Consider the following 22,585-nt stretch of genomic DNA (forward strand, 5'->3'; position numbering starts at 1 on the left):
GGGCCGCGGCGCGCGGTGGGGTCGGGCGCGGGTGCGCGGCGGGGCGGGGGCGCGCAGGGTACGCGACGCGCGGCGGGGCGGGGCGGCTACGGCGCGGGGACGACGGTGGACTGGAACCAGGCGATGGTCCGCGCCAGTCCGTCCTCGAGGGGCACGGTCGGCTGCCAGCCGAGGATCTCGCGGGCCTTCGTGATGTCGGGCTTGCGGCGCTCCGGGTCGTCGATCGGGCGCGGCTCGTAGTGGATCTCCGAGTCGCTGCCGATGATCGCGACGATGCGGCGGGCGATCTCGCCCAGCTCCAGCTCGTCGACGCTGCCCAGGTTGATCGGACCCGAGTCCGTGGAATCGGCCATCCGGAGGATCCCGTCGACGAGATCGTCCACGTAGAGCAGCGAGCGGGTCTGGGTGCCGTCGCCGTGCATCGGGATCGAGGTGCCGGCCAGCGCCGCCTTCACGAACGCCGGGACGGCGCGGCCGTCGTCGATGTCCATGTTCGGGCCGTAGGTGTTGAAGATGCGCACGACGCCGGTGTCGACGTCGAAGTAGCGGCGGTACGCGAACGTGATCGCCTCCGCGTAGCGTTTCGCCTCGTCGTAGACGCTGCGCGGCCCGTTCGGGTTGACGTTGCCCCAGTACTCCTCGTGCTGCGGGTGCACGTGCGGGTCGCCGTAGACCTCCGAGGTGGAGGACACGACGAAGCGGGCGCCGTCGCGCTTGGCGACCTCGAGCAGCGCCTCGGTCACGGTCGAGCCCGCGTGCAGCGTCTCGATCGGGTGGGCGAGGTACCGCGGGGGCGACGCCGGCGAGGCGAAGTGCAGGACCACGTCGAAGCGCCCGGGGACGGCGAGGGCGTTCGCGGCGTCGTCCTGGACGAAGGTGAAGCGCTCGTGTCCGCGGAGGGACTCGAGATTGGCGGTCGAGCCGGTCAGCAGCGAGTCGATCACCACGACGCTGTCGCCGCGGCGGACGATCTCGGCCGCGAGGTGGGAGCCGAGGAAGCCGGCACCGCCGGCGAGGAGGAACATGCGGGTCACGGTCGAGGACCGCCTCCTCAGAGTGGGGAACGAAGGGGGAGAGCAGACCGGGAGCCCGGCGAAGCCAAATGAAAATACCATAGGGTTCCGGAGCGCCCCCTCCCCCGCACCGAGCGCGCCCGGTGCCCGACCGAAGGACGACCGCTCTGATGACACCCGAGGACGCGTCCGACACGCCGACCGCACCGGCCGGGCAGACCGACCCCGAGGAGCGGACGACCCCGGGCGAGCAGCCCGGACCGGACGGGCCGACCACCCCCGACGAGCAGCCCGCACCCGCCGAGCAGACCACCCCGGACGAGCAGCCCGCACCCGCCGAGCAGCCCGAACCGGCAGCGCAGCCCACCCCGGTGAAGCGCCGGCCCCGCGTCCTCCTCGTCGACGCGGGCCTGACACTGCTCTCGGCGGTCGTCGCCACGGTGCTCGGCATGCTCGCCCTGCGCGTCGGTGTCGACCAGCTCGGCCTGCGCTGGACCTTCGGCGGTGCCGACCAGGTGCTGCACTACGCGATCTTCTCGAGCGCACGCGACGTCCTACCGTTCTTCCCGAACGACCGGCTCGGCTTCCCCGAGGCGCAGAACCTGTTCTTCGCACCGCTGTTCGATCCGTGGTCCGCCGCGTTCGTGGCGCTCGTCGGTCCGTTCACCCCGGACGGCGTCTGGCTGTTCAACCTCTACAGCCTCGCCGGGTTCCCCGCCGCGGGCGCGACCGCGTACCTCTTCTACCGCGCCCTTCGCCTGCGCCGCCCGACCTCGCTCGTCCTCGGGGTCCTGACCGCGATCCTCCCCTACCACTTCTTCCAGCTCGCGCTGGGGCACCCGTTCCTGGCGAACTACTGGTCCGTCCCCCTGATCGGCGTGCTCCTGCTCGTCATCGGAGGCGACGCCACCGATCCGCTGCGGCGCTGGACCTCGGGGGTCGCCGGCCGGCGCCGCCACGTCCTCCGCGGTCTCCTCGTGCTGGTCCTGGCGATCGCCGTGGCCTGGACGCAGTCGTACTACTTCGTCTTCGGTGCCATCGTCCTCGGTGCCGCCTGGGCCGTCGCGGTGGTCACCGTGCTCGTGCGGCGCGCTCCGCTGCGGACCCTCGCCTGGCCGACGTTCGCGCTCGGCGCCCTCGTCGTCCTGATCGCGGTGCAGCTGCTGGCCCTCTCGAACGACCAGGGCGACCGCTACGAGAAGTACTTCCAGGGCCGCTCGGCGCAGGAGTCGGAGATCTACGGCGGGAAGATCCAGAACCTGCTGCTGCCCGCGCCCTTCAGCGGGTTCGGCCCGCTCGCCGCGCTGGCCCGCGGGTACGAGAACTCGAGCGAGGTGGTGCCGACGTCGGAGAACCCCGTCACGGCGGTCGTCGTCTCGGTCGCCTTCCTCATCGTGCTGCTCGTCGTCCTCGTGATCCTCTTCAGCGCCGGTCGCCCCGCGCTCGAGCGCCGGTCGCGCCTCGGCGAGCTCGTCGCCGACGCCCGCGTGGGCCTGCTCTCGCAGGCCTTCGTCGTCGGGCTGCTGTTCTTCGTGGTGGCGGGCCTCGGCGCCGTCCTGGCCTACGTCGTCAGCCCGGAGATCCGCGCCTGGTCGCGCTTCTCCATCGTCCTCAGCGTCCTCGCCCTCGGCGTCGCAGGACTGGCGATGGAGGCGCTCGCCCCGCGGCTGCGGCTCCTCCTCCCGATCCTCGCCGTCGTCGCGGTGGTCGGCCTGGTCGACCAGGTCGGCGGTGCCTCGACGGGCATCGACGTCGAGGCCACCGGCGACTCCGCCCTCCGCTCCTTCGTCGACGAGAGCGAGGCGGTGCTGCGGTCCGACTGCGGCGTCGTGCAGCTCCCGCTCAAGGACTTCCCCGAGACCGGCGCCATCGGCGACATGGGCGACTACGACGAGGCGCTGCCCTACGTCTACTCCTCGGACGAGGACGGCCTGCGCTTCAGCTACGGTGCCGTGCGCGGCACGCACTCGGCCGACGACTGGGACGACGCGACCACGACCCGTGCCTTCGAGCGCGAGTACGACGCCTCCGGCGCCTGCGCGGTCCTCGTCGACACGGCGGCGTACGTCGACGACCCCGACGGCTGGCGCGCCTTCGTCGACGCGGTCGCGGACCCCGACGCCCCCGCCGTCACCAGCGACGACGCCGACCAGCGCTGGCTGCTCTTCCGCTCGTGAGCGGCGCCGCGGCGGGCGGCCTCGGACCACGGACGACCCGCGGTCACGCTGCGACCGCGGTCAGGGCACGACCGGGAAGACCAGCCAGCGCCCGGAGGAGGACTGCGCCGTCGGCGTGAGCGCTCCGCTCACCGCGACGACGTCGTCCTCCCAGGCGCCCTCGCGACCGACGTACGCGGCGGTGTCGATGGAGACGGCGCACGCCCCGCTCGCGCGCACGGCCGCGGCGAACTCGGCGGGCGTCCCGAGGTCGTCGAAGACCTCGTAGCCCTCGGTGCCGCCGACCGAGCCGTAGCTCCAGGCGAGGTCCTCGCCCTCGGTCCGCAGATACGGGAGGGCGGGGTCGTAGTCGCCCATGCTCCCGATCGCCCCGCTGTCGGGGAAGCTCTTGATCGGCAGCTGCACCACTCCGCAGCCGTCCGGCAGTGCGGCGTCCGTCTCGGCGACGAGCGCGGAGACCTCCGCGTCGTCGGTCGGCGCGATCGGCACCATCCGCGCGACGCCCGCGAGCTGATCGAGAGCGGCGACGCCGACGATCACGACGGCCGCCGCGATGCGCAGTCCGCGCCGGGTGATCCGGCCGAGGGCGATCGCGACCGCGCCGAGCCCGAGCAGGATGATCACGATCGACAGCCGCGACCACGCGCGGATCGTCGGATCGAGGAACAGCGCGACCGCCATGCCGAAGCCCGCGATGACGAAGAAGGCGAGCGTCCAGAGCGCCGCGATCGCGAGGACCCGCAGCCGCTCGTCCGAGAGGAGCCGGCCGACGGCGGTGAGGCGGAGCGCCCGTCCGCCGACGGCACCGGTCAGCGGCAGCGCCAGCAGCAGGAGGCACAGTCCGGCGATCGCGAGCACGGGCATGCCGGGCGGCTCGGTCGTGACGGCGACGGCGGTCCCCGTCGAGTAGAGGTTCGTCAGGGCGCCGATCTTGGGCAGCTCGGTGCCCTGCCAGGGCAGGAAGAGCGAGAGCAGCTTGCCGGCGAAGATCTCCGACTCCCCCACTCCGCGGCTCTGGAAGTAGGCCGTCGTGCGCTCGCCCCAGTCGCTGCCGAGGACGGCGATCTCGATCCCGACGAAGATCCCGAGGACGGCCAGCGGCAGCCCCCGGCCGAGGACCTCGCGCAGCGGCACCCGGCTGGCGAGACCGGCGAGTGCGCACAGCGCCCACACCCCGCCGAGCACGAGCACGCTGAAGACGTAGTAGTAGCCGCTGCTCGACGCGATGAGGGCGGGGAGGACGAGGACCGGCACGGCGCCGCGCAGCAGCCGCGCACGCGGTGTCGCCCCGCGCGCCCGCCAGGCGCGGAACGGGTCGGTCCGATCGCCGGCGGCGACGAGGACCAGGATGCCGAGGAGGGGGATCGCCCAGTACGCGGCGAGGAACGGGTGCCCGTAGCCGACCCGCAGGAAGTGGTAGGGGGCGAGGCTGAAGACGGCGGCCAGGAGCGCCGACGCCCAGACCGGGGAGCGCAGGCACCGGAAGAAGGCGTAGCCGGTCAGGGCGGTGGAAGCGAAGGTCAGCAGGGTGAAGACGTTGAGCAGCACGAAGCCGTCGCGGACGACGAGGCTCAGCGCTCCGGCCGTCACCGCGGCGGCGACGTCGAACTGCGCGGTGAAGAAGGCGTTGAAGCCGTCCGGGAATCCCAGGGCCCCGTTCTCGGTGAAGGGGAACGCCTGCGTCGCGCTGCGGAAGAGCAGGTAGTGCAGCGTCTGGTCGCCGCCGCCCACCTGCCAGCGCTGCGTCATCGCCGCCGGCGTCACGCCCAGCGCGACGACGGCGGCGAGCACGCTCGCACCGGCGGCGGCGAGCGCCGCGCCGAGCTCGACGAGCAGGCGCCGGCGCGTCGCGCCACTGCCGCCCCGCGCGTCGGTTGCGGGACGCGCCCGCCGCTCAGAGGCCACGCTCGGCCTCCGCCGTCTCGATGCCGCGCTGGACGATCGTGTTCAGGGTCGACTCGCCCGCGGTCCCGGCGTAGTCGTAGACGTCGAAGGTCGGGCAGGCGGTCACCGAGGCGGGCTCGCCGAGCGTGCCGAGCGCGAGGGCCGCCCAGTCCGGGTCCCGGTCGGCGAGCACGTAGCTGAACGTCTTCGACCGGTACTCCGCCGCGTTGTTCATCCAGAGCTGCGGTGTGAAGTCGAAGTTGACCTGCTGCACGTCGACGGACGGATCGGCGTAGAGCGCCAGCGGCCGGGTGGTCCAGAACGAGCCGACCCCGGCGAGGTCGCGACCGTCGAGCCACTGCTCGAGGCAGGCGCGCTCCGGGGTCGAGCCGGCCTGCGCGGCCGCGCTGCGGATCGGACCGGCCGCGAGAACGGCGCCCACCGCGGCGACGAGCACGGCGAGGGCGGCCGCTGCGGTGAGCACGGGCCGGGGCAGCCGCAGCCGGCGCAGCAGGCCCGCCCCCGGCAGACCGGGCGGGACCCAGTCCTGGAGGGCGGGCAGCACCATCAGGGCGGGGAAGACCGCCAGCGGCAGCAGGTAGCGGCTGACCAGGCTGCCGGTGACGATCTGGCCGAGCACGAGGGACGCCGAGGCGACCAGGACGAACACGGCGAGGACGACGCTCGAGTCGGCCACGGCCCAGGGCGTCTCCGGCCGGACCTGGGTCGCCACCGCGACGACGAGCGTGAGCACGGCCGCGAGCAGGAGCAGGGCGACGACGAGGATCTCGACCTTCCCGAGCCGGGTGGAGCCGACGTCGCGCACCTGCAGGAGGAAGCCGTCGACCGCGGAGCCCGCCCGCTCGAGGTGGAGGTAGGTGGCCGCGTCGACGGCGACGAAGCGCGCGAAGGCCCCTCGGGCGGCGTAGCCGATGCCCGCGCCGGCGACGAGCACGGCGGAGATCAGCAGCGCTGGGCGCCAGGCCATCCGCCGGAGCACCAGGACGGCCAGCAGGGAGACGACGGCCGGCGCCGTGAACTGCAGGGCGAACAGCGGATTGGCGAGGGTGGTCGCCGCCGAGACGACCGCGGCCCCGATCAGAGCGAGTGCGGTGCGCCGCGCGGTCGGCGGGCGGGCGGGGTCGAAGCCGCCGCTCGCCTCGGCCATCAGGGCGAGCGTCAGGACCGCGGAGAGAGCGACTCCCGAGTAGTAGGTCGTCAGGAGGATGCCGCTCGCGAACGCTCCCGCGTTGATCAGTCCGCGGCCCTCGGTCGCCGCGAGCAGGAGCACCACGGCGGTCGCCGCGACCGCCGCGCCGATCCGCCAGGCGCGGGGTCGCCCGGCCAGGACGCGCCCCGCCAGCCAGCGCACCGCGAGGTGCAGGACCGCCACGTTGACGAAGGCGTTCGCGATGAGCGCGCCGACCGCCGACCCGCCGGCCAGAGCGAGGCTCACCAGGTAGAGCGGGAGCTCCGGGAACAGGAGGAGCTGGCTCGTCATCACCCACTCGAACGGCTCGCCCTCGGCGACCGACCGCACCAGGAGCGGGAGGGCGAGCGAGTCGCCGTCCGACAGCAGGTACTGCCACCACGGCGTCGCCGACAGCCGGCCGAGCACGAGCGCCGTCCCGGCGAGGACGAGCAGCAGGCCGGCGGCCTCGAGGAGGACGGCCCGGCGGCGGGAGGGAGCGGAGACGACCGCCGTCATCGAGACCCGTCCCGCCCGAGGCGGATCCGGAGCACGAGGAGGAGGCTCCGCAGCAGGGTGTTGCCGGGGATCTTCGAGGTCCCCTCCGTGCGGTCGAGGAAGACGATGGGGATCTCGCGCACCCGCCGGGCGGCGGTGAGCGCTCGGTGCTTCAGTGCGATCTGGAACCCGTAGCCGGTGGCGTCGACGGTCTCGAAGTGGATCCGCTCGAGCAGCTCGCGGCTGAACAGGTTGAAGCCGCCGGTCCAGTCGGTCAGGCGGGAGCCGAGGATCGCCCGGGCGTAGATGTTGCCGCCCCGGCTGAGGATCTTCCGGTCGAGCGTCCAGTCCGGGGTGCCGCCGCCGGGGATGTAGCGCGACGCGACGACGAGGTCGGCGCCCGCGCGCACCTCGCGGAGGAAGTCGGCGAGGTACTTCGGGTCGTGCGACAGGTCGGCGTCCATCTGCAGGACGCAGTCCGGAGCGTCCTCGGCCTCGAGGATCCGCTCGAACGCCCAGAGGTAGGCCGCGCCGAGACCCTCCTTGGTCGCGCGCTCCAGCACCTGCACCGAGTACGACGGGGTCTCGAGCTCGGCCGCCAGGGCGCGCGCCTTCTCGGCCGTCCCGTCCGGCGACGAATCGTCCACGACGACCGAGCGGACGACGACGTCGGACTCGCGGGCCACGGCGGCGGCGACCCGGCGCAGCAGCTCGGCGATGTTGTCCGCTTCGTTGTACGTGGGGGTGACGATGGTGAGCGAGAGCATGCGGTTCCGATTCGGGCGGGGACGTGGACGGTCCGCCGGGGCGGAGGCGGTGGAACAGTATCAGCGTGCACCATGTCGTCCTGTGTGAGAGGAAGCAGGACGTCGCGTCGCCGTTCTCAGGTTCAGTTCCCCCGATGGAGGGTTCCAGTACAGATCGGCCGCGTACTCTCGCCCTCATCGCTCCCGCCCGGGTCGCGAGGACCCCGAGGAGCACCGTGTCGCGTCAGTCGAGTCCGTCTGCGGGGAGAGCGGCGCGCCTGCTGGAGTCGCAGAAGGTGCGCTTCCTCGTCGCCGGCTCGCTCAACACGGCGCTCGACTTCCTCATCCTCAACGCGCTCGCCCTGCTGGTCGGCCTGCCGACCCTGGTCGCGAACGTCGCCTCGGTGACCGTCGGCATCTCGATCTCCTACTTCCTCAACCACTTCTTCGTCTTCCGGCACCCCGACCGGCCGACCGTGCGCACCTTCGCGCAGTTCTTCCTGGTCACCGGCTTCAGCTCGCTCGTGCTCCAGTCGCTGATCATCTACGGCTTCGAGGTCTTCTTCGACACCCGGTTCGGCACCTCGCTCCTCTTCCTGCCCAGCGCGGGTGAGAAGGCCTTCCTCGCGATCAACGTCGCGAAAGCGTTCGCGGTGATGGTCGGCCTGGTCTGGAACTTCTGCCTCTACAAGTTCGTCGTGTTCCGGGCGCCCTCCACGGCGATCGCCCCCGAGCTGGGCGAGGTCGTCGACGAGGTGGAGTCCGCCGCGCGCTGAGCGCCGGAGGCACCGCTCGGGGCCCGTGCTAGCCTCGTCGAGTTCTTCCGACGGTGCCCCCGCCCGTCGACGCCGCTCCCCCGGAGGCTCTCATCGCCCGCTCGACGTTGCCCATCGCGGTCGTCGTCGTCACCCACTTCTCGGGTGAGGTCCTCCGCGCCTGCCTCGAGTCGATCCCGGAGGCGACCGAGCACGACGTCCGCGTCGTCGTCGTCGACAACGCGACCACCGACGACTCCGTCCGCCGCGTCGTCGAGCGCCGCCCCGAGGTGCTCTTCCACGAGACCGGTGAGAACCTCGGCTACGGCAGAGCGATCAACTACGCCGTCGACCGCCTCGGCCCCGAGATCGAGTGGATCCTGGTGACGAACCCGGACACGGTCTTCCTGCCCGGCTCGATCGATGCGCTCTACGCGGCGGCGACCGCCGATCCCGGGATCGGCTCGATCGGCCCGCGCATCCTCGACTCGGACGGCACGGTCTACCCCTCGGCGCGCGCGCTGCCCTCGCTCGGGACGGGGGTCGGCCACGCGCTGCTCGCGCACGTCTGGCCGGGCAACCCCTGGTCCCGCCGGTACCGCCGCTCCCGCGCGGTCGAGACGATGCAGCACGGCAGCATGACGGCCGGCTGGCTGTCGGGCGCCTGCGTGATGGTGCGGCGCACCGCGTTCGAGCAGATCGGCGGCTTCGACGAGCGCTACTTCATGTACTTCGAGGACGTGCAGCTCGGCGACTCGCTCGGGCAGCGCGGCTGGTCGAACGTCTACCTCGCCGACGCGGTCGTGTCGCATCTCGGCGGGCACTCGACGCGGCTGGCCTCGGCGCGGATGCTCGCGGTGCACCACCGCAGCGCCTACCTCTACCTCGCGCAGAAGTACGACGCCTGGTACCAGGCGCCCGTCCGCCTGGCGGTCCGCCTCGGCCTCGGCGTGCGTGTCGCGCTGATGCGCCTGCGACCCAGCCGCTGACGCCGGGGTGCCCCCTCTGCTGACGATGGTGGATCTCGATACGCCCGCTCCGCGGGCTACTCGATCAGCATGAGAGCCATGCCGGTCGAGTAGCCGCGACGCGGCGCATCGAGACCGCGCCGACAGCACCTGCTGGTCGAGCAGCCGCGCAGCGGCGACTCGAGACCCGCCGCGTCAGCGACCGAGCTCGAGCAGCCGCTGCAGGTAGGCGCCGTAGCCGCTCTTCACCAGCGGCGCGGCGAGCTCGGCCAGTGCCGCGTCGTCGATCCAGCCGTGGCGCCAGGCGATCTCCTCGATGCAGCCGATCTTGAAGCCCTGGCGCTGCTCGATCACCCGGACGAACTCCGTCGCCTCGATCATCGAGTCGAAGGTCCCGGTGTCGAGCCAGGCCGTGCCGCGGTCCAGGACCTGCACGTTCAGCATGCCGGCCTCGAGGTAGCGCTCGTTGACCGTCGAGATCTCGAGCTCGCCGCGGGCGGAGGGCTCGATCGTCTTCGCGATGCCGACGACCGAGTTGTCGTAGAAGTACAGTCCGGGCACGGCGTAGTTGCTCTTCGGCTTCGCGGGCTTCTCCTCGATGGAGAGCGCGTGGAACGCGTCGTCGAACTCCACGACGCCGTACGCCCGCGGATCCGCCACCTGGTAGGCGAAGATCACCGCGCCCTCGATCTCGGTGTTGGCCGCGAGCGCCGTGCCGAGCGCCGTGCCGTGGAAGATGTTGTCGCCGAGCACCAGCGCGACGGAGTCGTCGCCGATGAACTCCTCGCCGATCAGGAAGGCCTGCGCGAGCCCGTCGGGCGACTCCTGCACCGCGTAGGAGAGGGTCATGCCCAGGCTCGAGCCGTCGCCGAGCAGCGCGCGGAACTGGTCGTTGTACTCGGGGGTCGTGATGATCAGGACCTCGTCGATCCCGGCCATCATCAGCGTCGACAGCGGGTAGTAGACCATCGGCTTGTCGTAGATCGGCATCAGCTGCTTCGAGATGCCCTTGGTGATCGGCCAGAGCCGCGAGCCGGAGCCTCCGGCGAGGATGATGCCCTTCACGAGTGCGCTCCGTCCAGCTGGGCGTAGAGCGCCTTCGCCTCGGCCCAGGTCGGCAGGATCCCCTGCGCCTCCGCCTCGGCCAGAGTCGGCGCGTCGGTGTCCTTCGGCGAGAGCAGCGGCTCGCCCGCCTCGGCCGGGAAGCGCAGGCCGATCCGCTCGTCGAGCGGGTCGATGCCCTTCTCGCGGACCGGGTCGTAGGTCGAGGAGACCAGGTAGGAGACGACCGCCCCCTCCGTCAGCGCGACGAAGGCGTGGGCGAGGCCCTCCCCGAGGTACACCGAGCGGCGGTCGACATCGTCGAGCAGGACCGAGTCCCACTGCCCGAAGGTCGGCGAGCCGACGCGGACGTCGATGATGTAGTCGAGCACCGCGCCGGAGAAGCAGGAGACGTACTTGGCCTGCGACGGCGGGATCTGCGCGAAGTGGATGCCGCGGACCGTGCCGCGCTTGGAGACCGAGGTGTTGCCCTGCTGCAGCGACAGCGGGTGCCCGACCTTCTCGGCGAGACGGTCGAAGCGGTAGAACTCGTAGAACACCCCCCGGTCGTCGGGGAACTGCCGCGGTGTGACCTCGTAGGCGTCGGGGATCTCGAGCTCTCTGATCTGCACGGTCACGAGTGTACTGAGCGCTCGGCGACCCGCCGACGCCGCGGTGGACCGTCGCCGCCGGTGCGCCGGGGTCCGCGCGTCGGAGGCCTCCGGCATGATGAGACGGTGACCTTCCTCCTCACGGGCGCCTCCGGCATGCTCGGCACCGACCTCCGCTCCTCCCTCGGCGATCGCGCCGTCACGGCGCTCGGCCGCGCCGACCTCGACGTGACCGACCTCGACACCGTCCGCGCCGCCGTCGCGGGCCACGACGCGGTGCTCAACTGCGCGGCGTACACCCGGGTCGACGACGCGGAGAGCGACGAGGAGGAGGCCCGCCGCGTGAACGCCCTCGGCGCGCAGAACCTCGCGATCGCCACCGCCGAGATCGGCGCCGCGATCGTCCAGGTCTCGACGGACTACGTCTTCGACGGCTCGGCGACCAGCCCCTACGCCGAGTCGCACCCCCGCGGCCCGATCTCCGCCTACGGCCGCACGAAGGCCGAGGGTGAGGAGCTCGTGCTCGCCGCGAACCCCGAACGGGGCTACGTCGTCCGGACGGCCTGGCTCTACGGCGCGCACGGCGGCAACTTCGCCAAGACGATGGTCCGCCTCGCCGGCGCGCACCCCACGCTCACCGTCGTCGACGACCAGCGCGGGCAGCCCACCTGGACGGGTGACCTCGCCGACCGCCTGATCGCGCTCGTCGACGCCGCCGCGCCGGCCGGGATCTATCACGGCACCAACGCCGGCGAGACGACCTGGTTCGGCTTCGCCCGCGCCGTGTTCGAGAAGGCCGGGCTCGACCCGGAGCGGATCCGCCCGACCGACAGCGGCAGCTTCGTCCGCCCGGCCCCGCGGCCCGCCTACTCCGTCCTCGGCCACGACGCCTGGGCCGCCGCCGGCCTCGCGCCGATGCGGTCCTGGCAGGACGCGCTGGCCGCCGCTCCGCTCGAGGCGGTCACGCCGTGACGACCACGCTCCGGGTGGTCGTCGACCAGATGCTCGCCCGCGTCCCCGGGGGCATCGGCCGCTACACGGAGGAGCTCACCCGCGAGCTGATCCGCACCGCCCCGCGCGACTGCGAGGTCGAGGCCGTCTTCTCCGCGCATCCGCCGGAGAAGGAGGAGGATCTGCGGCTGCGCCTGCCCGGCCTCGCGCGTCTGCACCGCCTGCACCTGGGCCGCCGCGAGCTCTCCCGCGCCTGGCAGTACGGCATCGGCATCCCCTCGGGGGGCGGCATGATGCACGCCCCGAGCCTGTTCGCCCCGCTGCGCAGTCACGAGGGTCGCGAGGGCGAGCAGATCGCCGTCACGATCCACGACACGGTGCCGTGGACGCACCCCGAGACGCTCACCCCGCACGGCGCCAAGTGGCACCGCGCGATGGCGAAGAGGGCGCAGAAGTTCGCCGATGCGGTCGTCGTCCCGACGCACGCGGTCGCGCAGCAGCTGTCGCAGGTCCTCGACTTCGGCGACCGGATCCGCGTGATCGGCGGTGCGGTCGGCTCAGGGCTCGTTCTCCCCGACGACGCCGACGAGCGCGCGGCGGCCCTCGGGCTGCCGGCCGAGTACGTCCTCAGCGTCGGCACGCTCGAGCCGCGCAAGGGCCTGGTCTCGCTGATCGCGGCGTTCGCCGAGGCGTCGGCGCCGGAGCTCCCGCTCCTGATCGTCGGGCCGACCGGCTGGGGCGAGCTCGACATCGCCTCCGTCGCGGACGAGCAGGGCCTCGGCGAGGACCGGGTGCGCGCGCTCGGCGTCCTCAGCGACACCGATCTCGCGCTCGTGCTCAGCCGGGCCACCCTCTTCGTCTACCCGAGCATCGCCGAGGGCTTCGGTCTGCCGGTGCTCGAGGCGATGCACTTCGGCGTGCCGGTCGTGCACTCGGACGACCAGGCACTGCTCGAGGTCGCGGCCGACGCCGGTGTCGCCGTCGAGCGCGGCGATGCGAAGCACTACCCGGAGCGGCTCGCCCTCGCGATGAGCAGCGTGCTCTCCGACACCGGACTGCGCGAGCGCCTCTCGGTCGCCGGCCGCGACCGCTCCCGCGCCTTCAGCTGGCGCGACTCCGCCGAGCGCGTCTGGGCCCTGCACGCCGACCTCTGAGACGCGCTGATCCGCAGACCCGTCGCCTGACGGCGGTGGATCTCGATAAACCCCGCTCCGCGGGCTACTCGATCAGCATGAAAGCGATCGGCGACCTCGGTCGGTCGAGCAGCCCCGAAGGGGCGTCTCGAGACCGCGCCCGCCACCAGGGCGGCTTTCGGCGCTACTGCGCCGGGTCGTCCGGGAAGAGGCCCTGGTGCACGAGGGAGCGGACCACGTCGTAGTCCGGATCGCGGTCGACCTCGACGACGGGCGGGATCAGCTCGACGACACCGATCGGCTGGGCCTTCGTCTTGAGCCCGAGCTGGACGAAGTAGCCGAGCATCCCCTGCGGGACGTCGGTCTTGATCACCTGGGAGCCGGCGGCGGCCACGTCCTGGAACTTCGAGAGCACGTTGGCCGGCTCGAACTGCTCGAGCAGCGCGGTCTGCACCTGGCGCTGCCGCGCCATCCGGTCGTAGTCGCTCGTCGTGTAGCGCGAGCGGGCGTACGCGAGCGCCTGCTCGCCGTTGAAGTGCCAGGGGCCGGGGTCGATCCACTGGTTGACGCCCTGCATCACGCCGTCGGAGTCGGGGAGCCCGCCGAGCGGCAGGGGCTCGGTGCCCTGGTAGTCGATGTCGATGCCGCCGAGCGAGTCGATCAGCTGGGCGAAGCCCTCCATGTCGATCAGCGCGTAGTACTGGATCGGGATGCCGAGCATGCCCTCGACCGCGTCGCGGGTCGCCTCGATGCCGGGCTCGCTGCCCTCCGCGACCGCGTCCGGGTAGAGCTCGGGGTGCTTCAGCTCGACCTCGGTGTAGATCGAGTTGAGCTTGCACTTGTCGACGTCGCAGTTGTCGAGGTTGTAGCCGTCCGGGTACAGCTCGTGCATCGGGCTGTCCTCGGGGAACGGGATGTTGATGAACTCGCGGGAGACGCCGATCGTGGTCGCGGCGCCGGTCGACGCGTCGATGCTGACGACCGAGATGCTGTCCGGGCGCAGGCCGTCGCGGTCCTCACCGGCGTCGCCGCCCAGCAGCATGATGTTGTAGCGGCCGTCGATCGGCGCCTCCATCGCCCCGCCGCCGAAGATCGAGGACAGCGTGCCGCGGGTGATCCCGATCAGGTAGGTGCCGTAGGCGGTCGAGCCGACCGAGACGGCCATCAGCGCGATCGTCGCGAAGGCGAGCACGGCCCGCATCCTCGGCCGCGCCCGCACCAGCCGGATGAGCCGGAGGGTGTCCAGGGTGAGCACGAGCCAGACCACGCCGTAGACGACCAGGGCCGCCTGCAGAGCGAGCATCGACAGGTCGAAGGTCGCGAGCGTGTACAGGCCGGTCGGGAAGACGAAGTAGAGGAGGACGGCGACCAGCAGCGCCGTCCAGAGCGCCAGGGTGAAGCCGAGGCCGAGCCGGCCGAGGCGGCGGTTGCCCGCGAGCACCTGCGCGGAGCCGGGGACGAGCAGGTTGCCGATCAGCAGCCACCAGGCGCGCCGGGTCATGAAGGAGCTCGAGCGGACGTCCGGGTGCCGCAGCGGAAGTGTCATCGCCGTCACAGGCCGGCCACCAGAGCGTCGTTCTTGGCGGCGACCTGCGCCTCCAGGTCCGCCGCGAAGGCGTCGAGGCGCTCGGACAGCGCGTCGTCGCCGATCGCGAGCATCTTCACCGCGAGCAGTCCCGCGTTGCGGGCGCCGCCGATCGACACGGTGGCGACGGGGACGCCGGCCGGCATCTGCACGATCGAGAGCAGCGAGTCGAGGCCGTCGAGCCGCGCGAGCGGCACGGGGACGCCGACGACGGGCAGGGAGGTGACCGCGGCCAGCATCCCGGGCAGGTGGGCGGCTCCGCCGGCACCCGCGATCACGACGCGCAGGCCGCGCGAGCGCGCTCCGCGGCCGTAGTCGATCATCGCCTGCGGGGTGCGGTGGGCCGAGACCACGCGGACCTCGTGCGCCACGCCGAACTCCGAGAGGGTCGTCGAGGCGGCCTGCATGACCGACCAGTCGGAGTCCGACCCCATCACGACGCCGACGAGCGGGGAGGGACCGTTGACGAGCGCGTCGGCGCTCACGGGGCGGTACCGGCGGGGAGGGCGGAGGGCGTGGGGCGGGTCACGGCCACCATGGTACGTCTCAGTCCGTGAGAACGGCCGCCGCGGCACGCGCCTCGTAGACGACGAGCTCGAGCTCGTCACCGGTGGCGTTCACGTGCCCGACCTTGCGTCCCGGACGCGGCTCCTTGCCGTAGTTGTGCACCTTCACCGCCGGGTGCGCGGCGAGCACGAGCGGGTAGCGGTCGGTCAGCGACTCCCCCACCGGGCCGCCGAGGACGTTCACCATCACGGTCCACGGATCGCGGCAGCCGGTCGCGCCGAGCGGCAGGTCGAGCACCGCGCGCAGGTGCTGCTCGAACTGCGAGGTGGTGGAGCCGTCCATCGTCCAGTGCCCGCTGTTGTGCGGGCGCATCGCCAGCTCGTTGACGAGCAGGCGGTCGTCCGTCGTCTCGAAGAGCTCGACCGCCAGGACGCCGGTGACGCCGAGGCTCTCGGCGATCGTCTCGGCGATGTCGGCGGCGGCGGCCGCGAGGCGGCCGGCCGAGGCGGGCGCGGGAGCGAGGACCTCGGCGCAGACGCCGTCGCGCTGGATCGACTCCACCACCGGCCAGAGGACGCTCTCCCCCGAGGGGCGCCGGGCGACGAGCTGCGCGAGCTCGCGGCGGAAGCCGACCAGCTCCTCGACGAGCAGCGCGCCGCCGCGGCCGTCCTCGGCGAGCGCCGCGAACCAGTCGTCGGCCTCGTGCGCGCCGTGGACGACGCGGACGCCCTTGCCGTCGTAGCCGCCGCGCGCGGTCTTCACGACACCGCGTCCGCCGTGCTCGTCGAGGAACGCGGCCAGCTCGTCGGCGGAGGAGACCGCCGCCCAGTCGGGCACGGGGACGCCGAGCTCGGTGAGGCGCTGCCGCATCATCAGCTTGTCCTGGGCGTAGAGGAGGGCGTCCGGGCCGGGGTGCACGGCCACGCCCTCGGCGACGAGCCGGCGCAGGATCGCCTGCGGCACGTGCTCGTGGTCGAAGGTGACGACGTCGACGGTGCGGGCGAATCCGAGCACCGTCTCCTCGTCGCGGTAGTCGCCGACGCGGGTCGCGGCGAGGCCCGCCGGGGCGCCCTCGGTCTCGGCGAGGACGGCGATCTCGAGGCCGAGCTCGACCGCCGCGGGGATCATCATCCGGGCGAGCTGGCCGCCTCCGATCACACCGACGCGCATGACGATCCTCCTGGTTCCGCCCGCGGGCGCGGGGCGGCTCCATGGTAGCGAGGGGCGCGGACACGGCGAGGGCCCCGTCGCGCGGTCGGCGGTCAGAGCGGTTCGGGCGCGGGCCAGTCGGGCAGCGGCAGCGGGACCGCCGCGATCGCGTCCCGCAGCAGCTCGGCGACGAGCTCCGGGTCCTCCACGTCGCGCAGCACGAACGCCTCGGCGCCGTCGCGGGTGATCCGCACGTCCCCGCAGCGAGCGACACGCTGACTCAGGGTCCGCGAGACGCCGACCGCCATCCGCGGGTCGAAGTCGAGGTCGGCGCGGCGCACCGACAGGACGCCGCGGCGGGCGTGCAGCCCTCGCTGCGTGATCCGGTAGCGGATGCTCGCCCAGCCGGCGACGCCGGGCACGCAGAGCAGCAGCACGAGCACGGCCGTGCCGAGGGCGATGATCCAGCGCTGCAGCTCCAGCTCGAACTGCGCGGCGAAGTAGAAGCCCGCCCAGGTGAGCAGGAGGAAGCCGGCGACCGGCGCGACGGCGCGGCGGGCGCGCGGCGTGAGCCGAGCGAGCTCCCGGTCCCCCTCCGCGAGCCGGTCCCGGCCGCCGGCGCTCACTGGCGCAGGTGGGTGACGTCGCCCGCGGAGAACGAGCGCCGGGCGCCGTGCTGCTCGAGCACGAGCGAGCCGTCGTCGTCGAGCGCGACCGCGGTGCCCTCCTCGACGGAGCCGTCCGGCAGCTCCACCCGGACGGAGCGGCCCAGGGTGCCGAGGTGCGCGCGCACGACGGCGGCCGACCCCGCGGAGTCGGCGTCGCCGAGCGCGAGGAGCGGCGCGAGCAGCGCCGAGAACTCGGTGAGGAAGGCGGCGAGCACGGCGTCGGCGCCGGTCGTCGCCGCGCCGGCCAGGGCGAGGGAGGTCGCCGTCGGCACGGGCAGCTCCTCCTCGCTCAGCAGCAGGTTGATCCCGGTGCCGACGATCACGCGGCCGTCGGCGAGGCGCTCGGCGAGGACACCCGCGGTCTTCCGCCCGTCGATCAGCACGTCGTTGGGCCACTTGACCTCGACCGCGGTGCCGACCAGCGGGGCGAGCGCCCGCGCGAGGGCAGCGCCGGCCAGCAGCGGCAGCCAGCCGACCGCCGCGGCGGGGAGGGCCGCCGCGTCCACCAGCGTCGAGGCCGCCAGCGTCCGCCCGGCGGGCGCCTGCCAGACCCGCCCCAGGCGTCCGCGGCCCGCGCGCTGGTCGTCGGTCGCCACGACGGAGAGGTGCGGCCAGGCTGCGGGCTCGGCCGTCGCGCGCTCGCGCAGCTCGTCGTTGGTCGAGCCCGCGCTCTCGAGCCAGAGGACCTGCGGCGAGACGGAGAGGGAGAGCGGGAGCTGCATGCGGCCACGCTACCGGCGGGCCCCGCGAGAAGCCCCGGAGCCGGTCGCCGGCGCCGCGGCTTGTGCAGACCCTCCCATCGGACCCGCCGCTCCCTGTGCGGGTGCGACAACGGAGGGGTCCATCCGCGCCGATAAGGTGGGCGAGTGACCGCGAACATCGAACGTCCCGCGCCCGATCTCTTCACGACCGCGGGGAAGATCGCGGACCTGAAGGCCCGCTACCACGAGGCGGTCACCGCCAGCGGTGAGGCCGCGATCGAGAAGCAGCACGCCAAGGGCAAGATGACCGCCCGCGAGCGGATCGACACCCTCCTCGACCCCGGCTCGTTCGTCGAGCTCGACGAGTTCGTCCGCCACCGCACCCACGCGTTCGGCATGGAGAAGAAGCGTCCCTACGGCGACGCCGTCGTGACCGGCACCGGCACCATCCACGGCCGCCAGGTCGCCGTCTACTCGCAGGACTTCACGATCTTCGGCGGCTCGCTCGGCGAGGTCGCCGGCGAGAAGATCATCAAGGTGATGGACCTGGCGCTGAAGACCGGCGTCCCGATCATCGGCATCCTCGACTCCGGCGGAGCGCGGATCCAGGAGGGCGTCGTCGCCCTGGGCAAGTACGGCGAGATCTTCCGCCGCAACACCGCGGCCAGCGGCGTGATCCCGCAGATCTCGATCATCTGCGGCCCCGCGGCCGGCGGCGCGGTCTACTCCCCCGCCCTCACCGACTTCGTGATCATGGTCGACAAGACCAGCCAGATGTTCGTCACCGGGCCCGACGTGATCAAGACCGTCACCGGCGAGGACGTCGGCATGGAGGAGCTCGGCGGCGCGCTCACCCACAACAAGATCTCGGGCGTCTCGCACTACCTCGCGAGCGACGAGAACGACGCGCTCGACTACGCGCGCACCCTGCTCTCCTTCCTCCCCGACAACAACCTCTCGCCCGCGCCGGTGTTCGACAACGAGGTCGACCTCGAGACGACGGACTCCGACCGCTTCCTCGACACCGTCATCCCCGACAGCCCGAACCAGCCGTACGACATGCGCGCCGTGATCGAGCACATCGTCGACGAGGGCGACTTCCTCGAGGTGCAGCCGCTCTTCGCGCCGAACATCGTGATCGGCTTCGGCCGGGTCGAGGGCCGGTCGGTCGGCATCATCGCCAATCAGCCCAGCGCGATGGCGGGCACCCTGAACATCGAGGCCGGCGAGAAGGCCTCGCGCTTCGTCCGGTTCTGCGACGCGTTCTCGCTGCCGATCCTCACGCTCGTCGACGTCCCCGGCTACTTGCCCGGCACCGACCAGGAGTGGACCGGCGTCATCCGCCGCGGCGCGAAGCTGCTCTACGCCTACGCGGAGGCGACCGTGCCGCTGGTCACCGTCATCCTGCGCAAGGCCTACGGCGGCGCGTACATCGTGATGGGCTCCAAGCAGCTCGGCGCCGACATCAACCTCGCCTGGCCGACGGCCGAGATCGCGGTGATGGGCGGCCAGGGCGCCGTCAACATCCTCTACCGCAACGAGATCCGCAAGGCCGAGGAGGCCGGCGAGGACGTCGCCGCCGTCCGCACCCGGCTGGCGAACGAGTACACCTACAACGTCGCGAGCCCGTTCCTGGCCGCCGAGCGCGGCGAGCTGGACGGGGTCATCGAGCCGTCGGCGACCCGGGTGTCGGTGATCAAGGCCCTGCGGGCGCTGCGGACCAAGCGCGCGAACCTGCCGGCCAAGAAACACGGCAACATCCCGCTCTGAGCCGCGGTCAGCCGGACGTCGTCGCCTTCTCGGGCGCCGGCGCCGGTGCGGTCGGCTTCTCCGCCACCGTCTTGTCGGCGCCGGGCTTCTCCGCGCCCGGCTTCTCCGCGACCGGCTTCTCCGCGCCCGGCTTCTCCGCGGGCGGTGCCTTCTCCTCCGGGCGCGCTCCCAGCGCCCGGGCGAAGGCGAGCGCCTCGCGCGGGGAGACGTCCGGCAGGTAGGCGCGCCCGATCGCGGCTCCGATCCGCGGAAGCTGCAGCGCGTCGGGGTAGGCCATCCACAGTCCCTCGTAGCGCGGGTGGAACTTGGCCTTGAAGCGGAACAGCGAGGTGAAGCCGTAGGCCGGCTCCAGGGTCCGCGCCAGGAACTCGAGCAGACCCGAGAGCGCGGTCGGCTCCGGCGGCTGCTCCCCCTCCGGCACGGGCGCCGTCGCGAGCGGTGCGCCGGAGAGCGAGACGAACTCCGCGCCCTGCTCCTGCGCGCGGAGGGCGGCGGACGCGATCAGGAACTCCATGATCCCGGGCATCGCCTCGTCCGAGCGGCGCATGAAGTCGAGCGTCCAGCCGACGATCCGGCCGTCGCGGTGCACGGGCAGCCAGCTGGTGATCCCCTGCAGCACCCCGTCCGGGCCGACGGCGAGGAGCAGCGCGACGTCCGGGTCGCGCGCCTCGTCGATCCCGCCGAGAGTGAAGCCCATCTCCGGCAGCGCCTTCTCGGACACCCACTTCTCGGACAGGTCGACGATCTGGCTGGCCATCCCCAGCGACAGCTCCGGCCAGCTCGTCCAGACCGGCTCGATGCCGAGCTTGATCGCGCGGGTCAGCGGATAGCGCACCTTCTGCCAGCGCTTGCCGGTCAGCTCGAAGCCGCCGAGCTCGATGATCGTCTCCTCGCCCACCGAGATCCGCGACCAGCCGAGGTCGTCGAAGACCGGCAGCAGCTCGTCGTGGACGCTGTAGAACACCGGCGTCCAGCTGCGCTCGTCGCAGAACGCGACGAAGCCGGCGACCACCTCCGCGCGCCGCTCGGGCGCGCAGGCCGGGTCGGACAGAGTGATCGCGACACCGCCCACGACGCGGTAGGCGACGCCGCCCTCGCCGTCGGGGGCGATCCAGTGCTCGTTGCCCTGCCAGGTGCCCTGGTGGCCGAGGCTGCCGGCGCCGTGGCGGACGAGCAGGCGGCGGTAGACGGCCTCGTCGCCGCGCACGCCCTGCACGTCGGTCGCCCGCAGGAGAGCGATCACCGCGACCACGACGAGCGCCCAGAAGACCGGCCCGACCCACTCGAAGCCGATCCGGGCGAGCGGCTCGCGCGGCACCGCCAGCAGGCCGTGCCCGCCGAGGAAGCTCGACGGCACGAAGCGCAGCAGCCCGTCGAGAAGCAGCCGGCCGATCCCGAGCACCGGCTCGAAGCTGGTCCTGGTGGAAGCGGAGAGCGCGAGGTAGCCGCCGAGCGAGACGACGAAGCCGATGCCGACGACCACCGACCAGCGGCGCGCCGACTCCCGCGGGGCCCGGATGCGGAAGTGCCTGCTGCCGAACGCCAGGAGGACGATCACGGCGACCGGGACGATCACGGTGGTGGCCACCCAGAGCAGGTACTCGGCGTAGTACTGGAAGTCGGGGTGCCGCGCCGCGCGCTGCAGCAGCACGATGTCGAGGATCGCGATGGCCGCGTTGACGCCGATCGCCAGCAGCAGACCGAGCCGGCGCCCGGAGCGCATCCCGTACGCCGCGACGAGCAGCAGGATCATCGGGACGAACGTGAGCAGGATCGGCCCGGGCGAGATCAGGTTCAGCCGCACGTGGTGCGCGCAGTGCCGGACCGTGGCGCCGCAGGGGTCCTCGAGATCGGCGGCACCGGTGAACGCGCTCTGCAGCAGCCGGCCGAGGAACGAGAACGGCCCGTAGCCCGAGTCCGAGAGCACGGCGACGAGCGGACCGAGGGCCGTGACCGCGACCACCGCGGCGAGCAGGGCGCGCGACTCGCGGTGCGAGCTCGGCGCGGGGCGCTGCGGGCGCAGTCCGCTCACCCCGTGCGCCAGCACGGCCCCGATCACCAGGCCGGCGGCACCGGCGAGGAGGCGGTACACGTCGGCGGAGTCGCCGGCGTAGAGCACGAACATCAGGACCACCGCGAAGACGGTGACGCGCAGGCGACGGCGCCAGAGGCCGCCCATGAACGCCGTCGCGGCCAGCAGCGCGCCGACGCCGCCGATCAGCGGGTCGAAGGTGTGGTCGCCGACCGTGTCCCCGGCCCACCACTCGCCCACCGAAGCGCCGACGCTCTGCAGGGCCGCTCCGACCCCCGTGCCGAGCGCCCCGGTGAGCAGGAAGGCGAGGACCAGCCGGCGCGCCCCGAGACGGCGCTCCGCCGCGATCAGCAGCGGCAGGAGCAGGAGGACGACGAGGAGCAGCGCGGGCGGACCCGACACGATCAGCAGGCCCGTCACTGCGGCCCAGGGCCGGCCGCCGAGGATCGTGCCGGCGCCCGCCGCCCACCAGGCGCCGGTCTCGTCGCTCGCGGGGGCGAGGAGGGTGCCGGCCGCCGCGCTGGCGAGCAGGACCACCGCCGTCGTCGCGAAGGCAGCGGGCGAGGACCGGAGGACAGCGGCGACGCGACGGGCGGAGGCGCGGCCGCGCTTCAGGGACCACGACGGCATGCGGTGACACTCCTGTTCGGACGGAAGTGGGCGTCGCTCCGGCGGCGTCCGGCGTCAGCATAGTCACCGGCCCGCACGCGGGACCGTGAACGGCATGCGGTACCGTCGCGGGATGAGCGCAGCCGACTCCGCCCCCACCGTCGTCATCACCAGTCCCGGCCTCGATGCGCGCGAGATCGCGGCCGTGACCGCGGTCGTGACCGCGCTCGCCGCGCAGTCGCACCCGGTCGCCGAGGTGCCGGTCGTCCCCAGCGGCGGCTGGAGCGACCGCGCCGCCGCGGTCCGGGCACCGCTGCAGCCGGCGCCCGGGGCCTGGCGCTCGTTCTCCGGCTGAGCCCTGCGGGAGGCCGCGAACGGCTCGAACCGGCGGGAACGACGCGGATCGCGGAATTTGTACCCCGATTAGTCCCCTAAAGTGCCGACTACCCGCCCCTCGCAGTCCTCGGCATAGTTATGCGTGTTAGGTGCTCACTCCACGGAGGGGGCATCGCCAATCACTCGCCGACCAGGGTAAGCAGGCGGGTGTTTTGGGGGCGAGTGAGGGTGACATTCGGGTTGTCACCCTCACTCGGGGTTT

19 protein-coding genes are annotated in these 22,585 nt (G+C 72.7%); 7 read left to right on the top strand and 12 right to left on the bottom strand.

The features are described 5' to 3' along the window. Positions 1–86: 86 nt before the first annotated feature. Complete coding sequence (locus EDF36_RS19935) at positions 87–1,025, bottom strand: NAD-dependent epimerase/dehydratase family protein (RefSeq protein ID WP_123702627.1); 939 nt, start codon at positions 1,023–1,025, stop codon at positions 87–89. A gap of 158 nt (positions 1,026–1,183) precedes the next feature. Between EDF36_RS19935 and EDF36_RS19940 the strand changes: the two genes are divergently transcribed. Continuing rightward, positions 1,184–3,190 carry a hypothetical protein gene (locus tag EDF36_RS19940; RefSeq protein ID WP_123734351.1) on the top strand — a complete coding sequence of 669 codons (2,007 nt, stop codon included), beginning with the start codon at positions 1,184–1,186 and terminating at the stop codon, positions 3,188–3,190. Between the two features lie 60 nt (positions 3,191–3,250). Here the strand turns inward: EDF36_RS19940 and EDF36_RS19945 are convergent, their stop codons facing one another. Genes EDF36_RS19945 through EDF36_RS19955 form a run of 3 tightly spaced genes read right to left on the bottom strand, consistent with a single transcriptional unit; the run spans position 3,251 to position 7,528 of the window. Then, positions 3,251–5,095: a hypothetical protein gene (locus tag EDF36_RS19945; RefSeq protein WP_123734352.1), complete on the bottom strand. Its 1,845-nt coding sequence runs from the start codon at positions 5,093–5,095 to the stop codon at positions 3,251–3,253. Then, complete coding sequence (locus EDF36_RS21470; protein ID WP_185020579.1) at positions 5,085–6,782, bottom strand: hypothetical protein; 1,698 nt, start codon at positions 6,780–6,782, stop codon at positions 5,085–5,087. Before EDF36_RS21470 ends, EDF36_RS19945 begins: the two co-directional genes overlap by 11 nt. Continuing rightward, positions 6,779–7,528 (bottom strand): polyprenol monophosphomannose synthase, encoded by a 750-nt coding sequence (locus tag EDF36_RS19955; RefSeq protein ID WP_123734353.1) that lies wholly within the window; start codon positions 7,526–7,528, stop codon positions 6,779–6,781. Before EDF36_RS19955 ends, EDF36_RS21470 begins: the two co-directional genes overlap by 4 nt. A 215-nt stretch (positions 7,529–7,743) precedes the next feature. On the opposite strand from EDF36_RS19955, the gene EDF36_RS19960 reads away from it, so the two are divergent. Continuing rightward, positions 7,744–8,283, top strand: coding sequence for a GtrA family protein (locus tag EDF36_RS19960; RefSeq protein WP_260300821.1), 540 nt, complete (start codon positions 7,744–7,746; stop codon positions 8,281–8,283). Between the two features lie 53 nt (positions 8,284–8,336). Beyond that, positions 8,337–9,251, top strand: coding sequence for a glycosyltransferase family 2 protein (locus EDF36_RS19965; RefSeq protein ID WP_244209381.1), 915 nt, complete (start codon positions 8,337–8,339; stop codon positions 9,249–9,251). A gap of 174 nt (positions 9,252–9,425) precedes the next feature. On the opposite strand, the gene rfbA is transcribed toward EDF36_RS19965, so the two are convergent. Next, positions 9,426–10,295, bottom strand: a complete 870-nt coding sequence (gene rfbA / locus EDF36_RS19970) for a glucose-1-phosphate thymidylyltransferase RfbA (RefSeq protein WP_123734355.1) — start codon at positions 10,293–10,295, stop codon at positions 9,426–9,428. After that, entirely contained in the window at positions 10,292–10,903 is a 612-nt protein-coding gene (locus EDF36_RS19975; protein ID WP_123734365.1) for a dTDP-4-dehydrorhamnose 3,5-epimerase family protein, read from the bottom strand. The genes rfbA and EDF36_RS19975 overlap by 4 nt, the downstream gene beginning before the upstream one ends. A gap of 105 nt (positions 10,904–11,008) precedes the next feature. Between EDF36_RS19975 and rfbD the strand changes: the two genes are divergently transcribed. Both rfbD and EDF36_RS19985 read left to right on the top strand, forming a co-directional pair. Next, positions 11,009–11,854, top strand: a complete 846-nt coding sequence (gene rfbD / locus EDF36_RS19980; protein ID WP_123734366.1) for a dTDP-4-dehydrorhamnose reductase — start codon at positions 11,009–11,011, stop codon at positions 11,852–11,854. Next, complete coding sequence (locus EDF36_RS19985) at positions 11,851–12,987, top strand: glycosyltransferase family 1 protein (protein ID WP_260300822.1); 1,137 nt, start codon at positions 11,851–11,853, stop codon at positions 12,985–12,987. Before rfbD ends, EDF36_RS19985 begins: the two co-directional genes overlap by 4 nt. A 163-nt stretch (positions 12,988–13,150) precedes the next feature. Here the strand turns inward: EDF36_RS19985 and EDF36_RS19990 are convergent, their stop codons facing one another. The 5 genes from EDF36_RS19990 to EDF36_RS20010 form a co-directional block, all read right to left on the bottom strand. Next, a complete protein-coding gene (locus EDF36_RS19990; protein WP_123704679.1) occupies positions 13,151–14,512 on the bottom strand; it encodes an LCP family protein in 1,362 nt (453 codons plus the stop codon). Between the two features lie 5 nt (positions 14,513–14,517). Then, on the bottom strand, positions 14,518–14,985 hold the full coding sequence (gene purE, locus EDF36_RS19995) for a 5-(carboxyamino)imidazole ribonucleotide mutase (protein ID WP_123734368.1): 468 nt from the start codon (positions 14,983–14,985) through the stop codon (positions 14,518–14,520). A gap of 112 nt (positions 14,986–15,097) precedes the next feature. Beyond that, positions 15,098–16,228, bottom strand: coding sequence for a 5-(carboxyamino)imidazole ribonucleotide synthase (locus EDF36_RS20000; RefSeq protein WP_397459923.1), 1,131 nt, complete (start codon positions 16,226–16,228; stop codon positions 15,098–15,100). Between the two features lie 92 nt (positions 16,229–16,320). Continuing rightward, positions 16,321–16,833: a PH domain-containing protein gene (locus tag EDF36_RS20005; RefSeq protein ID WP_123734356.1), complete on the bottom strand. Its 513-nt coding sequence runs from the start codon at positions 16,831–16,833 to the stop codon at positions 16,321–16,323. After that, positions 16,830–17,597, bottom strand: a complete 768-nt coding sequence (locus EDF36_RS20010; protein WP_123734357.1) for a biotin--[acetyl-CoA-carboxylase] ligase — start codon at positions 17,595–17,597, stop codon at positions 16,830–16,832. The genes EDF36_RS20005 and EDF36_RS20010 overlap by 4 nt, the downstream gene beginning before the upstream one ends. Before the next feature lie 144 nt (positions 17,598–17,741). On the opposite strand from EDF36_RS20010, the gene EDF36_RS20015 reads away from it, so the two are divergent. Continuing rightward, on the top strand, positions 17,742–19,346 hold the full coding sequence (locus EDF36_RS20015) for an acyl-CoA carboxylase subunit beta (RefSeq protein ID WP_243582397.1): 1,605 nt from the start codon (positions 17,742–17,744) through the stop codon (positions 19,344–19,346). Positions 19,347–19,353: 7 nt separating this feature from the next. Here the strand turns inward: EDF36_RS20015 and EDF36_RS20020 are convergent, their stop codons facing one another. Next, positions 19,354–22,008: a phosphatidylglycerol lysyltransferase domain-containing protein gene (locus EDF36_RS20020; RefSeq protein ID WP_123734358.1), complete on the bottom strand. Its 2,655-nt coding sequence runs from the start codon at positions 22,006–22,008 to the stop codon at positions 19,354–19,356. A gap of 112 nt (positions 22,009–22,120) precedes the next feature. Between EDF36_RS20020 and EDF36_RS20025 the strand changes: the two genes are divergently transcribed. Continuing rightward, complete coding sequence (locus tag EDF36_RS20025; RefSeq protein ID WP_123734359.1) at positions 22,121–22,342, top strand: acyl-CoA carboxylase subunit epsilon; 222 nt, start codon at positions 22,121–22,123, stop codon at positions 22,340–22,342. Positions 22,343–22,585: the final 243 nt, after the last annotated feature.

It is taken from the genome of Rathayibacter sp. PhB152 (genome assembly GCF_003751395.1).
Lineage (GTDB): Bacteria > Actinomycetota > Actinomycetes > Actinomycetales > Microbacteriaceae > Rathayibacter > Rathayibacter festucae.